Source organism: Vibrio inusitatus (assembly GCA_024346935.1).
GTDB classification, from domain to species: domain Bacteria; phylum Pseudomonadota; class Gammaproteobacteria; order Enterobacterales; family Vibrionaceae; genus Vibrio; species Vibrio inusitatus.
Genome location: AP024879.1, coordinates 1,155,774 through 1,172,723, shown reverse-complemented (window position 1 = coordinate 1,172,723; position 16,950 = coordinate 1,155,774). Strand labels below are relative to the sequence as shown.

At 43.7% G+C, this 16,950-nt stretch carries 17 protein-coding genes; 7 read left to right on the top strand and 10 right to left on the bottom strand.

All coding sequences use genetic code 11. The features are described from left to right. Positions 1 to 145: 145 nt before the first annotated feature. Positions 146 to 2,116, top strand: a complete 1,971-nt coding sequence (locus tag OCU48_RS18105; RefSeq protein ID WP_141346333.1) for an alkyl sulfatase dimerization domain-containing protein — start codon at positions 146 to 148, stop codon at positions 2,114 to 2,116. Positions 2,117 to 2,187: 71 nt separating this feature from the next. Beyond that, the gene (locus OCU48_RS18100; RefSeq protein ID WP_141346334.1) at positions 2,188 to 2,679 is read left to right on the top strand and encodes a hypothetical protein; all 492 of its coding nucleotides are present in this window, start codon (positions 2,188 to 2,190) and stop codon (positions 2,677 to 2,679) included. Between the two features lie 139 nt (positions 2,680 to 2,818). On the opposite strand, the gene OCU48_RS18095 is transcribed toward OCU48_RS18100, so the two are convergent. The 7 genes from OCU48_RS18095 to OCU48_RS18065 form a co-directional block, all read right to left on the bottom strand. After that, complete coding sequence (locus OCU48_RS18095) at positions 2,819 to 3,991, bottom strand: lactonase family protein (protein WP_167496205.1); 1,173 nt, start codon at positions 3,989 to 3,991, stop codon at positions 2,819 to 2,821. A 61-nt stretch (positions 3,992 to 4,052) separates the two neighbouring features. After that, positions 4,053 to 4,517, bottom strand: a complete 465-nt coding sequence (locus OCU48_RS18090) for an MFS transporter (protein WP_244312341.1) — start codon at positions 4,515 to 4,517, stop codon at positions 4,053 to 4,055. Between the two features lie 132 nt (positions 4,518 to 4,649). Then, entirely contained in the window at positions 4,650 to 5,639 is a 990-nt protein-coding gene (locus OCU48_RS18085) for a zinc-binding dehydrogenase (protein ID WP_141346337.1), read from the bottom strand. A 73-nt stretch (positions 5,640 to 5,712) separates the two neighbouring features. After that, positions 5,713 to 6,693, bottom strand: coding sequence for a 2-dehydro-3-deoxygalactonokinase (locus tag OCU48_RS18080; protein ID WP_167496206.1), 981 nt, complete (start codon positions 6,691 to 6,693; stop codon positions 5,713 to 5,715). 50 nt (positions 6,694 to 6,743) lie between these two features. Continuing rightward, on the bottom strand, positions 6,744 to 7,430 hold the full coding sequence (locus OCU48_RS18075; protein WP_141346339.1) for an RraA family protein: 687 nt from the start codon (positions 7,428 to 7,430) through the stop codon (positions 6,744 to 6,746). 2 nt (positions 7,431 to 7,432) lie between these two features. Continuing rightward, positions 7,433 to 8,086: a bifunctional 4-hydroxy-2-oxoglutarate aldolase/2-dehydro-3-deoxy-phosphogluconate aldolase gene (locus OCU48_RS18070; RefSeq protein ID WP_141346340.1), complete on the bottom strand. Its 654-nt coding sequence runs from the start codon at positions 8,084 to 8,086 to the stop codon at positions 7,433 to 7,435. Between the two features lie 2 nt (positions 8,087 to 8,088). Then, positions 8,089 to 9,102: a C-terminal binding protein gene (locus OCU48_RS18065; RefSeq protein ID WP_141346341.1), complete on the bottom strand. Its 1,014-nt coding sequence runs from the start codon at positions 9,100 to 9,102 to the stop codon at positions 8,089 to 8,091. A 212-nt stretch (positions 9,103 to 9,314) separates the two neighbouring features. On the opposite strand from OCU48_RS18065, the gene OCU48_RS18060 reads away from it, so the two are divergent. The 5 genes from OCU48_RS18060 (at position 9,315) to OCU48_RS18040 (ending at position 13,943) form a co-directional block, all read left to right on the top strand. Beyond that, on the top strand, positions 9,315 to 9,797 hold the full coding sequence (locus tag OCU48_RS18060; RefSeq protein ID WP_244312342.1) for a TRAP transporter small permease: 483 nt from the start codon (positions 9,315 to 9,317) through the stop codon (positions 9,795 to 9,797). Next, positions 9,798 to 11,084 carry a TRAP transporter large permease gene (locus OCU48_RS18055; RefSeq protein WP_141346342.1) on the top strand — a complete coding sequence of 429 codons (1,287 nt, stop codon included), beginning with the start codon at positions 9,798 to 9,800 and terminating at the stop codon, positions 11,082 to 11,084. It abuts the gene before it with no gap. A gap of 254 nt (positions 11,085 to 11,338) precedes the next feature. Continuing rightward, positions 11,339 to 12,331, top strand: a complete 993-nt coding sequence (locus tag OCU48_RS18050) for a TRAP transporter substrate-binding protein (RefSeq protein WP_141346343.1) — start codon at positions 11,339 to 11,341, stop codon at positions 12,329 to 12,331. Between the two features lie 81 nt (positions 12,332 to 12,412). After that, the gene (locus OCU48_RS18045; RefSeq protein WP_141346344.1) at positions 12,413 to 13,708 is read left to right on the top strand and encodes a nickel pincer cofactor-dependent isomerase, group 22; all 1,296 of its coding nucleotides are present in this window, start codon (positions 12,413 to 12,415) and stop codon (positions 13,706 to 13,708) included. An 82-nt stretch (positions 13,709 to 13,790) separates the two neighbouring features. Further along, complete coding sequence (locus tag OCU48_RS18040; protein WP_141346345.1) at positions 13,791 to 13,943, top strand: beta-propeller fold lactonase family protein; 153 nt, start codon at positions 13,791 to 13,793, stop codon at positions 13,941 to 13,943. An 84-nt stretch (positions 13,944 to 14,027) separates the two neighbouring features. On the opposite strand, the gene larB is transcribed toward OCU48_RS18040, so the two are convergent. From larB to larC, 3 genes are read right to left on the bottom strand one after another with little or no spacing between them, the layout of a single operon-like run. Beyond that, positions 14,028 to 14,687 carry a nickel pincer cofactor biosynthesis protein LarB gene (gene larB / locus OCU48_RS18035; protein ID WP_208727179.1) on the bottom strand — a complete coding sequence of 220 codons (660 nt, stop codon included), beginning with the start codon at positions 14,685 to 14,687 and terminating at the stop codon, positions 14,028 to 14,030. Beyond that, positions 14,669 to 15,496 carry an ATP-dependent sacrificial sulfur transferase LarE gene (larE, locus tag OCU48_RS18030; protein WP_141346346.1) on the bottom strand — a complete coding sequence of 276 codons (828 nt, stop codon included), beginning with the start codon at positions 15,494 to 15,496 and terminating at the stop codon, positions 14,669 to 14,671. Before larE ends, larB begins: the two co-directional genes overlap by 19 nt. Continuing rightward, on the bottom strand, positions 15,477 to 16,700 hold the full coding sequence (gene larC / locus OCU48_RS18025; protein WP_141346347.1) for a nickel pincer cofactor biosynthesis protein LarC: 1,224 nt from the start codon (positions 16,698 to 16,700) through the stop codon (positions 15,477 to 15,479). The genes larE and larC overlap by 20 nt, the downstream gene beginning before the upstream one ends. Between the last annotated feature and the right edge of the window lie 250 nt (positions 16,701 to 16,950).

Here is a 16,950-nt window from a genome sequence, read left to right as displayed (position 1 = left end):
GACTTATAATATCGTATTTACGATATTTTGATATCAAAACACATCGTTTATTCAGTGGTATTTAAGCTCTATGATCATTTTTAATGAGTTCTTGAACATTTCCTCGCGAATTCAATTATAAAAATAGAGTTAGGTATCCTTCCTTATGACAAATACATTTCGAAAAATGGTTCTACCCACAACGATAGCGACTGTGCTTTTTGCATCTAATGCTATAGCAAGTACTGCAACTGTAGAGGCGACATCAAAAACAGGGCATGAGCTTCAAACTAGCAACGCTGCTCAATATCAGAATATTGATATGGATGCACGTTACAACGACGGTGTGTTATTTGAGCATGAATCAAACCTGTTCTGGGGTAAGGGTGAGCGCATCAAAGTATTATCTAAAACAGGTGATACATTAGCGTACACAGAAGAGTCAGAATACGTACACCCAACGCTGACCAAGCATGGTCGTAAAATGGACCAAGCGGTCATTCAAGTGGATCACAATGTGTATCTCGCATACGGATTTGGTCTTGATACACCTGTGATGATTGAGGGCGATGACGGTATTATCATTGTCGATCCAGGTGAGTCAGTTCAAATGGCGCAAGCGGCCAAAGAACAGTTCCGTAAGATCACCGATAAGCCAGTTAAAGCAATCGTTTATTCTCATAACCACATCGACCATATCTCAGGAGTCCGCGCATGGACTAATGATGAGGAAGTGGCATCGGGACAAGTGCAAATCATTGCTCAAGAAGGCCTAACAGCAGCGGTTGCAAACTGGTCGTCTAACCTAGGTACTCTATTTGGGCACCGTACTTCATATACGGGTGCTAAGCATGTTAAAGAAGGCGAGCACGGCACGGTAAACGACGGCCTTGGTCCTCGTTTTATGCAGGGTGATATCTCGTTCATCGAGCCGAATGTTGTATTCAAAGACAAAATTGAGACCACTATCGCTGGCGTTAAGCTAGAAATCGTCAACGTACCTTCTGAAACCAAAGATGAAATCGTGGTGTACCTGCCAGAGCAAAAAATCCTGCACGCGGCGGAAGTACTCCAGGGTGAAAACTTCCCGAATCTTCACACCATTCGTGGTACGAAGTTTCGTGATCCATCGATGTGGTTCAAGGGCATAGACATTATGCGTCAGTTTGATACAGAGGTGATGATTAACTCTCATGGTCGCCCTGTTGAAGGTAAAGAAGCGGTCGACAATGTACTAACTGCGTATCGTGATGCAATTCAATACACGCACGACCAAACGATTCGCTACATGAACAAAGGCATGACACCGGATGAATTGGTTGAAGTAGTAAAACTGCCTAAGCATCTTGCAGAGCATCCTTGGTTAGGTGAACACTACGGTACGGTTGCCCATGCAGTGCGCCAGATTTATGTAGGCTACAACGGCTTCTTTGAAGGCGACCCGTGGCAGTTAGAACCCATGGCTTATGAGCAACGCGCTAAGGCATTCATTGAGATCATGGGCGGTCGTGACAACATTATGAAGACAGCTAATGCTGCGATTGAAGCCGAAAACTACACCTTTGCCGCTGAGATACTGTCTTACCCAATCACAGTAAATAAAGATGATATGGAAGCACGTAAGCTAAAAGCGACAGCGTATAAAGCGTGGGCTTCGGATCAAGTGAACATTAACTGGCGTAACTGGGCGCTTAATGCAGCAGCAGAACTAGAAGGAACTCGTGACTTCTCTAATATGATCAGCTTTGCATCTGTTGATGTATTAACGGCTCTCCCTAGCAAGCAGATCTTTGACATGATGACGTCCACCCTGATTGCTGAGAATACACTCGATGTAAATATGACTCTGGTGTATCACTTCTCTGATACCAATGAATCGTTCGCTATTGAGATTCGCAATGGTATTGCTCAGCTGCATGAGCAGGCTCTCGTAAATGCAGATGTGGAGATCAATACGACTCGTGCAACTTTGAATGACATCCTAATGGCAGGTCCAAATGCCCAGCAGGTGATGGGACAAAAACTGCAAAGCGGTGAGTTTGCTTTTGCAAATGGTGATATTCAAGGCTTTGGTCAGTTCATGAGCTACTTTGATAAGCCACTGGCGCCGCAAGACATTATGTTGATTGTTCGCTAATCCCTGATTTGAAGACAACATATGTCAACGTAAAAGGGACCTTAGGGTCCCTTTTGTTTGAGGAAAGAAAAATGCTAAAACTCGCTGTTGTGGCCACTTTTTGTCTATATTCTGCCACCGCATTAGCGTGTGGGCTTCATCAAAGTACAGGCTTCAATATGGCAATAGAAGAGGGTTCTCTTGATGTATTTGCTAGTGTGATTGAGGTACGTCAATCAGGAGAGTTGAATAACATCAATAAGCCCGATCATTTCCGATTATTCAGCTTTAAGTCATCACTTGAGAAAGCGCATCCTAACAAAGCTGATTTTTCTATATTTGAAGCCATCAAAGGGCATTATAGTGACGTTGCTATAGGATCGAATGTTCAGATAACAGGAATGGATAACTTACCTACCGATGAGGAGGTATTGCTGATTACAGAGTTGGATGTGTTAGATGCTCTTGCGACAGGCACTCTTTCTTGGGAGCAGGCAAAACTAGCAGGTCTCGTGCGAATCAATGGTCCAGAAAAGAGAAAACGAGCTATAGACTTGTGGTTCTCGCAGATATTTCAGGGTTAGAAGTACTATTCATACACTTGTACATGAGCGTAAATAACCGCGCTTCATGGTAATTTTTCGAATCGATAGTGAGACCTGTTGATGCGGGGCACATTAACAGGCCACGGTTTCGCTTGGGGGGATTTATAAAAGTATTCAGCTAGTAACCAGCGTAAGCAAAATCAACAGGCACAGGTGCATCAATAACCGTTGGGTTGGGTCTTAGTAATCCTGTAGTAGTGTCTATCGCAAATCTTACAATGTTGTTTGAGTTTTGATTACCAACGCATAGGTGTTGGTCATCGGGTTCTACTGCCATGCCACGAGGGCAGTCGCCTTGGGTAGGAGTCCAGTTTAGTGCGTTAAGTTTGAAGGTTTCAGGGCAGACTTGGAATTGCGCCACTGAGTTCATGCCTCTGTTGCTGGCATAAACATATCCTCCTTTTGAATCGATACAGATCTCACCACCGGTATTTCCACCAGTCGCAACTTTGCCTGGGTTAGTTGGATCAAATTCTGGACGGACATAATCGTTGTCTGTTGGTAGCGTTGAAATGGATTGTAGCCAAATCATACTGCCTCTTTCTTTATCAAAGCGAAACACATCGATTGACGACGAAAGCTCGCTCAATACATACACCGATTGCTCGGATGGATGGAAAACCATGTGTCTTGGACCATTGCCTGATGCAATGTTAGCCACTGGAACTGGCGCTGAGTTCAGTTCGCCATTCTCGCTCATTGTCCAGCACAAGAGTTGATCGATACCTAAATCGACACCCAGTACAAACTTACCCGATGGGCTGTTGGTTATCATGTGAGGATGAGAAGCCGATTGACGGTTCGCTTCAGCACCACTGCCATTGGCTTGGTTGATGTGTTGATAACTGAGTTCACCTAAACTTCCATCACTATTGATTGGATGGGTGACAAAATTGGCGCTGCCGTAGTTGCTACTCATTAGATAGCGGCCGCTACTATCGATTTCGCAATGGCATGGCCAGTTGCCATGAGTCAGTTGAGAGTTCACAAACGTAAGTTCGCCTGTCTTAGAATCGATACGAAATGCACTGACCATACCATCTAGTTTACGGTCATCAATACCCAACTCATTGACGCAATAGAGCATCGTCTGGTCTTGGCTAATTGTGATGAATGATGGATTAGGTGTTTCAATAACTTGCACGAGCTCAAGTGAACCATTAGGTGCAACAGAATAGACTGAGATGCCTTTTGCTGTGCTTTGTTCTGTCGAACCGGGTGCGAAATGAGGGTACGTATAACTTGCGGTATACATGAAGCGTGAACTGAGTCTAGGGGCTTGTTGTTTCATCGTTATATCTTCCGAGAAAGGTGACATCCAAGTCTTTGCTTGGATGTCTTTATAGTTTTAATTATGAGTTAGCGGATTGAAGCTCACCTTCAGGCTCTTCATCTTGCGTTTTCCACTGCTGTTCAATTTCTTCCAGCGACATACCTTTAGTTTCTGGCATCGCTTTCAAAGTGAACAAAATTTGAGGGATTAGAATCGCGGCAAAGAACAAGAAGATCGCACCGACAGGGATTATTTCACGAAGCATAGGGAAGAACTGGTTCAAGAACGCTTGGCATACCCAAACCATGATCGTTGCCACTGCTACGGCACGTCCGCGTACTTTCGTCGGGAAGATTTCGTTCATCACAACAAATTTGATTGGTCCCATAGAGAATGCGAAGAAGGCAACAAATGCACACATTAGGAAAACCAGCAACATACCTGAATCTTGACCATTTAAGAACAACAAGCCAATCATAGTGTGAGCTGCGATCACACCTAGAGTGCCAACAAGAAGTAATTTTTTGCGCCCAGCGATGTCCATCAGCCATAGAGCGATAACGGTGAAAATTACATTAACAATACCGATTTCGATATTATCTAACCCTGACTAGCCACAATGTCACCCAAATAAGAGGCATTGCTTTCTTATAGGCCTTTGCTAGGGGGATAATGACTACTTGTTTGTGAACTCAACTACAACCTTGCCAACGGTTCGTTGGTTCCTCATTTCAACTAACCTATCTCCAGCCTGACTTAGGGGAATAGTCGTAATTTTAGGCGCTTGAATATGACCCTGATTGAGTAGTTTGCTGAAGGATTCGCCAGCGTTGAGTATGGATTTGAGACCTGATTTGCCGTGGTTATATCCGGCGCCCAAACTCAGTTGATGTACACTCACTCCTCTTGCTTTGGCTTGTTGGTAGCGAGTCAGGTCGGCGGTCTCGACTAACTCCACCATTTCTCCATCAAATTGAAGTGAGTTGGCACACAAAAGTTCTGACTCACCACCAACACAATCTAGTGCGACATTGACACCTTTATTATAAGTGATTGCCATTACTTCTTTGACCACATCTTGCGTGTGATAATCAATCACATGTGTGGCACCAAGCTGCTTAACATAGTTGCTGTTGCCTTGAGAGCAGGTCACTATGATGATTTTAACCCCAAAGTGTTTGGCCAGTTGAATAGCAAAACTGCCGACTCCCCCTGAACCTCCAGTAATTAATATGGAGTGTTTGTCCTGAATACGTAGCTTATCAATCAGAGCTCGCCAGGCTGTCCAGCCGGCACATGGCGTCGAGGCTGCAAAGTCGATGGCAACATTGGGCAATAAAGTAAGCGTTTGAGGGTCTTGAAGACAGTATTCAGCTAGTCCGCCGTATTTGCTGAACATATTGCCGTGAAATAGAACCTGATCTCCAACATTCCATGACCTCTCTTTGGCGGGGACTTCAATGATCTCTCCGACCACATCGAGCCCAACGACAAAATCATTGTCCAGATCATTAACGAGATGATGCCAAAAGGGGATCTTGGTATCGACTGGGTTCAACCCACAGGCGATAACCTTTATCAATACGTTATCGGTGGACAATTTTGGTGTCGGTACATCACGAAGTGTGAAGCGATCAGACGCTTGGCAATAAGTAACAGCTTTCATTTTACGACTCTCAATAAAAAAGGAACTTTCCTATAACAGGTTAAGGAAAGCTCCAAGCGACAATTCTGACTGATTAAATAATGTTTGCTTGCTTAGCAATATACATTGAACCGATAGCGGACAGGTCTTGAGTGTCATTGCACTGATAAACGGGGTTTTCAGGATATAGATGCTTTACAAGTAGCGCGGTTGCTTCGCAAAGTAAACCGGTGCCACCGATGTAAACGGGGATTCCTGAAGTAAAGCCGAGCTGTGGAGCAGAACTTAAGGCTTTAATATCAGAATGCAGGATGACACCGATTAAGAAACTGGCCAGTTGTTCATGTGATTTGCCTTCAAATTGCTCTTGAAGTCGAATCTGGAACAGTGCATGCCCAATCCCAAAACGTTCGGCTGCTTGATAACCTTCAAGCAAAGCCGTCTCACAAATTGAATCAGAGAAGCGGTTCTCCAAAGAGCTTGTGAGTATGGTATTGCTGGTGATGATGGCATTGAGTTCACCAGCAAGGGTGGTACAGCAACCTTGAATGGCTTGTTTAGAATCAATGGACACAAATTTAGAGTGGGAACCAGGCAAGGCTATGATGGCGTCTTGTTTGATATCAAATAGATCCGCGATAGCCAGTGCTTCCGCTTCTTCACCGCGCATAATATCCAAACCTACCACTGATTCTAAATTGTTGGTATCGAGATTTTTTACACCAGGTACAAAGTGAATAGGGAGCGTTGATATTGAAGGAATGACAACGGATTTTATGTTCGTTGCAAAATCTTCAAGAGAAACGGGGGCAACTAGGTGAGGCACCTCATGCAGTCCAAGGTTGGACGTGATCATACCCGCAGCCAGAATTGCTTGAATGTTAGAGTCTTGCAATGAGTGCTTACTCTTAAGCTCAACAACCGCCTCTGCAATGGTGGTGATCAATAGCTGATTATTGCCATCGATACTGGTATTACGAACACCGACATTCGCTTTTACCTGATCAACGCGTTGCTTACCTTTGAAAAGCGCCACGCGAGTATTCGTAGTGCCTGTGTCTATTGTAATGATCAATGGAATAGTCCTCAAAAAAGGCCCACCCGAAGATGAGCCTTAAAGCTGAATTAGATGCGACCAAACTTAGAAAGAAGTTGCTCTACTGTTGCACCGTTTAGGATCTCTTCACGAACTTTCTTCTCGTTCTCAGCAAGTTGCTTCGCTGCAGGGTAAACTTCCTCAACGAACTCGTAAGGAACAACCGTAACACCTAGCTCATCTGCTACAACTAGATCACCAGGTTTAACGATTTGGCCACCACAAACAACAGGAACGTTGATTTCGATTGGCTCAGTACGACCTGTTTCAGCTGAGTGTGCAGCACGTGGAGAAACTGAACGAGAAGCCACAGGGAAATCTAGAACCTTTGACTCATCGGTGTCACGAACAGAACCGTCAACAACAGCGCCTGCTACGCCAGCAGCACGTGCAAGACCTGACATCAATCCACCCCAGATAGAAGTGTTTGGTGTACCGTTTGCATCAATAACGACAACATCACCTGGTTTTGCAATGTCAAAGATAGGTAGGCAGTCAACGATATCGCCTGGCTTAAGTTTTACTGTAAGGGCTGTACCGATAAATGGCTTGTTCACTGAACGGAACTTGATTTCATGGTCCATCACGCCGTCGCGTTTGAACGCATCACTGTATACCGCACTCACACTCAGTACATCCGTCATTTCAGCGCACTTAGCGATCAGTTCTTCGTTAATGTTTGGACGAGGGTTGATGATTTTCTTTGCGTATTCCATTTTTATTTCCTAATTGATTCGATAGCTTGCTTGTACAGACAAGCGTTTTGGTAAATTTTGTCGAACTCTTTATTTTCGACCATGGTGTTGTTGACTAAGTTGGATCCAATGCCGAATCCAATAGCCCCAGCTTTGGCGAAGTCTGCGATGTTGTCTGCGTTGACTCCACCAACTGCAATGAATTTGAGATCTGAAAGCGGTGCACTTAGTGCGCCTAGATAACTCGGACCAAGCAGACCACCAGGGAACAACTTAATGAAGTCAGCTCCTGCGATATCGGCTTGAACGGCTTCGGTCGGTGTCATCACGCCAGGTAGCGACACCATCTCCAGTTCTCTTGTTTTTTTGATCACTTCAGGGTTGAAGTCGGGTGATACGATGAATTGACCACCTAGATTTTTTACCGCCTGAACTTGTTCAACCGTAGTGACTGTGCCTGCACCAAATATCAACTGCTCAGAAAAATCTGTGGCTAAAATATCAAGTGCAGCTAAGGTATTTGAATCGCCGTTCTTACGATCAAAGGTGACTTCAACCAGTTTGATTCCACCTTCAACCAGCACTTTCATCGTTGGTCGAACATTGTCCGGAGATAGACCGCGAACAATGGCAAACACTTTGTGCTCTTCGATCGCTGCGATGGTTTCATTTCTCATGATTACTGTTCCGAAATAGGGGTTTTGATACGAGCAACAGGGTCAAGAGGTTCGCCACCCAGTAGCACTGCTTTTGCGTTTTCAGCTGCAATGCGACGGCATTCTTGAAATGCTTCTTGCGATACATAAGCAACGTGTGGCGTGACAATACAGTTGTCCAAGCCAAAAATTGGGTTGTCGTTAGGGTTCCAGTTATCTAACTTCGCAGGCTCTTCTTCTGGATCATCCAGACCTGCTGATGCAATCCAACCTTCTACCAGAGCTTTATAGAGCGCGTTGTTGTCAACCACCTTACCGCGAGCACCATTAACGAGTACTGCGTTTGATTTCATCTGGCGGAAACGATCTTCATTAATGAGTCGGTCCGTTTCTGGTGTATGTGGACACATCACGTTAACTACATCTGAGGTGCTGATAAGAGTGTCTAGATCCACTTTCTCTACATTAAAGGTATTCATGTAAGAGCTTGAAACATATGGGTCATAAGCGACGACTTTGAAACCAAGCGCCGTCATTTTCTTAGCGATGTTTTGTGCAATTCGGCCAAAACCAATCAGACCCCAAGTAGAAGAGCGGAAACGCTTAGGTACTAATCCATCGATATCCCAGTGCCAATTGCCTTCGTGTGTGAACTTGTTGTATGCAGGAATGCGTCTAAATAGGGTTAAACCTAGAGAGATAGAGTGGTCTGCTACTTCATCGATGCAGTAATCAGGTACGTTGGACACTTTGATGTCATGGTCGTAACAGGCTTCTACATCAAGAATGTCTACACCAATACCGTAACGACAAATGATCTTACAGTGATCGAGTTGCTCGATAGTGGTTCTAGGGATTTTTGCGTACTGCTGCAGGATAGCGTCTGCATCTTTAGCTAACTCTCCCAGGCCAATACCTGTTTTGCATTTTAAGCCAATAACTTCTGCGCCAATTGGCTCCAATACACTACGTTCAATATCCAAGTCTGGGTAGTCATAGTCTGATACGTAGACTTTGAATTTGGTCTCAGCTGTCATTTCTCGTTACCTTCTAGTTGTAATTCTTGATATCTGAGATCTAACATATCAGCGGTTTTTTTGAAGTGATATTCCTTTGCTTTCAAATTGTGATCAATCCCTAAAAACCCAAAATTTTGGCGTAATACATAAGTTATTCAGTATTTTTACTCATCTTTGAGGTGTATGTTATCTGATATATCAGTTCTGCTGGGTTAATTGACGGGTACAATATGATGAAGTGGTTAAATGAAAACTTAGAGGGAGCCATTGGGGCAGTACTTCTAGCAACAATAGTAATATTAATAACAATGCAGGTAATAATGAGGTATGTATTTCAAAATGCATTATCTTGGTCTGAAGAATTAACGTTATGGACGTTCATTTGGTTTATTTGGATAGGTATTGCTTATGCATTTAAAGAAAGAAAACACGTGAAGGTGACTTTTTTTCAAGATTTATTACCGAGTAAAATTAAGAAAGTTATTGAGATTGTTATTGATATTGCGGTTGTTGTCTTCTTATTAACGATGACTTATCAGTCATATAAGTTAATAACATTACCTTATGTGTTATCTCAAAAATCGGTAGTTCTTAACCTTCCAATTGCAGTTATGTATGCATCTGCACCTGTTGGTTCATTATTGTCTGTATTTCGAATTGTTCAGTTCTATGTAGTAAATAGAACAAAAGTATCTTCACCGGTAGAGGTTTAAATGTCTGGAATAATATTATTTTGCGCACTGGGAGCTTTACTGATCTTAGGTGTGCCAATTGCGATGAGCTTGGGTATCAGCTCCCTGTTTGTGATGAGTTTTGTAGATGGAACACCACCGTTAAGTTTAATGGCTCGTTCGATTGTAACGGGTGCGGATTCTTTTCCATTGATTGCTGTACCGCTTTTCATCTTAGCCGGTGACTTGATGCAAAAAGGTGGTTTATCAAAAAGAATTATTGGTTTTGCATACTCTTTAGTTGGGCATATTCGTGCATCTCTTTGTTATGTAAACGTGATTGCTTCTATGTTCTTTGCCGCCATTTCAGGTTCTGCTCCGGCAACCGTAGCCGCGATTGGTTCGAACATCATTCCATCAATGACGCAACAAGGGTATAAGAAGGACTTTTCTTCGGCGCTAACGGCGTCTGCCGGTATGATTGGCGTAATGATTCCACCGAGTATTCCGTTTATCATTTACGGTGTATCGGCAGAGGTTTCAATCGGTAAACTGTTTCTCGCGGGTATCGTTCCAGGAATTTTGTTTGGTCTTACCTTTATGGCAATGAGCCGTATCGTGGTCAGAAAACTGCCTATTATGGACGTGGAGCCAACACCTTTTTCTTGGGCGGGTGTTGCTGCGCAGTTTAAAGAATCCATTTGGGCTTTGATTGTTCCTGGCATCATCTTAGGCGGTATTTACGGTGGTGTGTTTACACCAACCGAAGCAGGTGCAGTAGCTGTGGTATATGCGATTATCTGTGGCTTATTCATTTATAAAGAGATTTCGTTCTCTGATCTGCCTGAAATATTTGCACGCTCAACGCTGACCTCAGCAACGATACTTGTTCTGGTTGTCTTTGCGGCAGCATTTGGACGCTTGGTGACCTTTGAACAGATTCCTTCAGTAGTGGCAAGCACTCTTGTTGGATTGTCTGATAACCCTATTGTGTTACTTTTACTAATCAACGGTATGTTGTTGATTATCGGTATGTTTATGGAAACAATATCGGCAATCATTATATTAACACCGATTCTTCTTCCGGTTGTTAAACAGCTTGGTGTTGACCCGATTGTATTTGGTGTCATCCTTACGGTTAACCTGGCTATAGGGTTCTGTACGCCGCCGTTGGGTGTAAATATATTTGTGGCCAGCCAAGTTTCTAATGTCAGTATTGAGAAAATATCAAGGGCATTAATACCGTTCCTATGCTCTATGTTGGTTCTATTATTAGCGGTAACATTTATTCCTAGTTTGTCATTATTCTTAACAGAATTAATCGGATAATAATTAATTACAACGTCATTCACTCAATAAACCACACTATTAGTGTGGTTTATTCATTAGAATAATAATGATTCATTTGATTGATGAATTTCGTGACCACACTCACAGCAAGAGAGCGGAGGATATTGAATAATTAAGTTCTGGAGTGTGATATATCAGATGTTACATGTCACCAGGCGAAATAAACATAATAACAGTTGTGCCAACAACTGATACTAACGATGAATCACCCTACACATTCTTAAGAGAGCACTATGAAAAAAATACTTATGGCTACTGCAGTCTCTATGCTGGCACTATCAACTTCGGTAATGGCAGCGACCACAATTAGAATTGGGCATGGAGCTAATGAAAACTATCACCTTCACCGTGCCCTAGAGAAGTTTAAAACTGATATTGAGCAAAAGTCAGAAGGTAAATTTGAAGTTCAGATCTTTGCTAATTCACAAATGGGCCCAGACCGCGAAATGATTGAGGGCGTGCAATCTGGAATGCTACAAATGGCGGTATCTCCTTCTTCTTTTTATTCTTCTTGGGATCCATCTTTTGATGTAGTCGAGCTACCATTTATCTACCCAAGCAAACAAGCAGCACTAGATACGGTACATAGCCCTGCTGGTGACAAGATGCTGAGCAAGCTGAATGCGATGAACCTGCAAGGTATCGGTTGGATGGAAAACGGTGTTCGTCACGTAACAAACAGCTCTCGTGCTATTGAATCACCGGAAGATCTGAAAGGTCTGAAGATCCGAACCATGAAGGTTCCAGCGCACGTTAAGACGTTTAATTCTCTAAATGCTTCAGCAACACCCATGAACTTTGGTGAAGTGTACTCTGGTTTACAGCAGGGTGTTATCGATGGTCAAGAGAACCCAATTGCTCATATCTACGCACAACGCTTTTATGAAGTACAGGACTACGTAAGCCTGACGGGTCATGTTATTACGTTCTACATCCCGGTGATGAATCTAGAGTTTTGGCATGGCCTGTCTCCTGAAGACCAAGTGCTAATTAAGCAAGCAATGCATGATGCTGAAATCTACCAACAAGAGATTGTTGCAGCGGAAGAAGGTCAGCAAATTGAAGAGTTTAAGAAGATTGGCACTAAAGTGAATGCGTTGAGCCCTGAGCAGTTACAACTGTTCATCGATGCTACTGAGCCTGTGCGTGCAGAGTACAAAGAGAAGCTGGGTGCAGAAGTTTACGATGAGTGGATGAGCACCATCAAGAAAGTTGCTGCTAACTAGTCATCATTAAAGATGTCGATGTTTATCTAGGGAGGGCTATGCCCTCTCTTGTTGTTTTAGTTTTGCTAGGGTTAATAGTACATGTTTGATAAAGAAATCAAATTCACATTGGATGGTGGCTTTGAATGTGAATTACCAAAAATGGTGAAGGTAAAGCAACATTTTGAGCGAAAGAGACTCAACGACATTCCACAACAGATCAGTCAGGAGTTGTTAAAACTGCCAAATCCGCAACGCTTGAAGGGGATGTCACTAGCGATTACCGTTGGTAGTCGTGGAATCTCAGGCCTTATTCCTGTGTTGCAACAAACCATTGCTTTTTTAAAAGCCAATGGTGCGCTGCCTTTTGTTGTACCTTCTATGGGCAGTCATGGCTCAGCCAATGCTGAAGGTCAGGTTAAGATTCTTGAAACCTACGGTGTCACTGAGCAGTCTATGGGAGTGCCCATCGTTTCCTCCATGGAAGTGGTTCAAGTTGCTAGCATGTCCGATGGTGTCCCTCTCTATTTGGATAGAATTGCGATGGAGGCGGATGGCATTATCTTGTGCAACAAAATCAAACCTCACGCTGACTTTAAAGGGCAGGTCGAGAGTGGTTTGCTGAAAATGCTGTGTATTGGGCTGGGTAATCATGCCGGGGCATCGTCATTGCATCGATATGGCTTCCATAATTTTCATCGTGTGATACCAGAAGCGGGCGAACGCTTGCTGGAACAAATCAACGTACCTTTTGCAATTGGTTTGGTTGAGGATGCTTACGATGAACTGATGGATATTGAAGTGGTTGAGCAGCATGACATCCTTTCCTTGGAACCTAAGTATCTAGAAAAAGCGAAGCGCAATATTGCCACCATTCAGATCCCCGACATTGATGTGTTAATCATCCAAGAGATTGGCAAGAACATTAGCGGTGAAGGTATGGACCCTAATGTGACAGGCAGGCCTGGTTCGGGGGTAGCGGGCTTCAAAGGACCTAATATCTCCAGCACTGTGGTACTTTCTTTAACAGAAGCCACCCACGGCAATGGTGTGGGTATTGGCATGGCGGATATCACCACCAGACAGCTGGTGCAGAAGCTCGACTTTAGTGCGATGTACACCAATGCCGCAACCGCAGGGACCTTGGCAACGGCCAAGATACCTATGGTGATGGGCAATGATAGAGAAGCTATAGTATTTGCATTGAAGACTGCGCCAATCCACGATATTAAAAACGCCAAGATTGTTTGGATAAAGAACACCTTGGATCTGGATAACATATATGTCTCTGAGGCTTTGAAACCGATAGTGGAGATGCTTGAGAAAGCGGAGTGTATTCAGTCGGAAGAAGCGTTTCGTTTCAATGAGACAGGACAACTGCTAGCTTGGCAAAGCTAAGTTAGAGAAGGTTATAAAAAACATCGCTTGTAACTTGAATAGCAACCTTTGCAAGAGGGTTGCTTTTTTCGTTCCTAGAGGCATGAATATTGATGCAACAGGGAATATTCTTCTGGTTGGCAATCAGAACTCGGACAATACTTTATCGTTCAAGATTGAACCATCGACAGGAAAGTTGGGTCAACCTTTGAATGAAGAGTCGATCCCAGTACCAGTAGACTTTGCGTTTCTGTAACCTGTAAAACGATGAGTGAAACTGTTGTTATTTAACGGCTTCACTCGTTGTCACTTAAGGGTACTAGCGTAGAGAAAGGACGGTTTACATAGAAAAACTATTGATCATTTTAATTGCGCCACAAGCGGCGCCGAAGCCATTATCAATGTTGACGGTCATTAAGCCAGCGGCACAGCTCCCTAAACATGCATTTAATGCTAGCTGACCACCTTCTGAAACCCCATAGCCCACCGAGGTAGGCACGGCAATAATAGGTCTATTGGTCATGCCGGATAAAACCGTTGGCAAGGCCGCTTCCATCCCCGCAACTGCGATGATGACTTTCGCTTTGTTGATCTCATCAAGTGCATCGTGCAGACGCCAAAGCGCTGACACGCCCACATCCTCAAATAGGCGAGCGGCATACCCATGGTAGTTGAGCGTAGTTAGTATTTCATGGCACACACCAGTATCAGAAGACCCTCCCGATACAATCGCGATGTGTGGTTGTTGGTCTTCCAGTTTATCAAGTTCCCCAAGTATTGCGGTACTTGATAGGGGACAATAAGCCAGTTGTTGATGGTATACCGGATCTAGTTGAGACCATTTCTCTTTGTTAAATCGAGTGAACAACAGTCGGGCTTGCCTTTCCAGACCCAGCTCAATGATCTCTTCAATCTGCGTGACACTTTTGCGTTCACACAAAATCGCTTCTTCGATACCGCAACGCTGTTTGCGTTCGAAATCTATAATGATGCCTGACACTGTTTGTCTCCTACAAAAGCACTACCTCTTTGATAAGGCATGAACTGAATGGGAACGTCGGAGCGGAAGTTGTTGGTAATCTGTGCAATGTCACTTTTTAAATCGTCGATATCTTGCTGAGTTAAGTTCTCAAAAGTTTGACTATCTACCTCAATACCTATCTGTTGTTTTTTGACTCGACATCTCAAGGTTGTACTGTCTATCCGTGAGCGCAGATGCTGCTCTACCGCGTCGACTAACCCTAGATTATTGCTATCAATGTGGATGCCCGTTTCGATTCGACTTGCCAAACAGGGAGACGCGGGCAAGCTTGATAGTGTTGGTAGTCCTAGCTGTAAAGCCAGCTGACGAATTTCTTGTTTATCTATATTGGCTTCCACAAATGGGTGCACGATACGGTGTTCTTTTGCCGCGATAAGCCCTGGACGGTAGTCATCTAGGTCGTCTAAATTTGTACCAGATACGACTTGCCCAAAAGAGAGGGCTTTAAGTGTGCTGTATAAGCAGGTTTTACAGTAATAACAGCGATTAACGGGGTTATTTTGATAGCTCGGTGTATCGATTTCGCCACTAGAGACAAACGTTATATTCCATTGATATTTAGCTGCAAAATCGCGTATGCGCTGGGTATCTTTAGGGGGAACTGCCGGTGAAATGGAATGCACCATTTTTGCATTGTCGCCCAATACTCTGTGAGCAACGAATGCCAGAGTCATACTGTCTACGCCGCCGCTAACAGCCACCGTGATCTTACCTAAAGCGTTAAGTGTTTGCTCCAAACTAGTGAGTTTATGATTGAGTGTGTTCATGGACCGCAGCCGCCTCTATATCAGATTTAATCTTGGTTTGGGATTGGTAATTCATGTTTGAGTTATCTAAATGATCAGATTCAAGCTTGCTTGTTATCGAACCATCGGGTCTGCTGACAGTTTTGACATCAAAGTTCTGATCGTCCGCAGAAATACTATGGTGCAAGCGGGGAAGTACTTTTCGCATACAGTTCCAATAGCGAGCCCCTATGGTAGAGGTGTTATTAAAGATAAATTCGACAATAGAATCTTGATGCGATGGAGAGGACAAAACGGTAAAAGTACTAATATGGCGGTTTTTCTTACCATGAGAAATAGCCTCAGTAATTTCGTGCACACCGTGTTGCTCACGTATTTTTTCTCTGGCAATCGCCAACATTTCGCCCGTCATATCATCGATATCGAACTGAACGACACAAATCTCTTGGGATTCTATGCTTGTAGTGCTCTCGGTAGAGAGAAAGGATGCACGAAGAAGATTTGCTCTATCAGAAAGTTTACGTTTCCCGAATCCATAGCCAACGCTGGAGATACTGCCCTGAGCAACTGTACTTGAAGGGCGTAACCAAGCCAAAATAGCCGCACCAGTAGGCGTTACTCTTTCCCCTTTTATGCCATCATCGAAGACGGTAAATCCCTTTAAAAGAGTCAGGGTTGCTGGCGCTGGCACTGGTATTTCCCCATGAGCACAGCGAACCGTACCGCCACCCCAAGGTATTTTGGAACATGACCAAGAGCTTGCTTTTGTATGTTCAATAAGCCAGCTTGCGGACAATATATCGATAATACAGTCCCAGGCACCGACTTCATGAAAGTGGACGTCATCAACACTCTTACCATGAATTCCCGCTTCCGCTTGGGCTAGGAGCTCAAAAATGCCGATGGCATTTCGTCTTACCTGCTCTTCAATAGGCAGTTCTAACAATAGCTTTTTAATGGATTTCCAGCTTCTATGCTCACCATGATGGTGATGGTGATGGTGATGGTGGTCCGACTCTGCATGCGGATCTTCTTCAACATAGAATCGTTGACCGCTAAGGCCTTTGTCCATTGCATCTTCAGTCCAATACTTGACTTGGGTTTGCGCTCGAACCACCTCTAAAGCATCAAACAGTGGCTTTTTTAGTTCGGGGGTTGCATCCAGTATTGCGGCGGTGAACATATCCCCAGCAATACCACCAATGAGATCTAGATGAATGTGCATATATTACTCCACCTTCGGGTTATTAGTTTTACGCTTAAGTAAAGTTTGAATTCTGATATGTTAGATACTTTATGTTTATTTTATGTTTTGTTCTACTTGTTTAAATGCTTATTGGTATAGCGATTAACGTTTGTGTGATCCGCTTCCTTAAAAGAGTAATTAGTCTAATAATTAATTCTTGAGATCTGATATGTTAGTCGTATGATTGAAATGAAGAGCTTCTCTTCAAGTGATGATATTGGTAACAAGG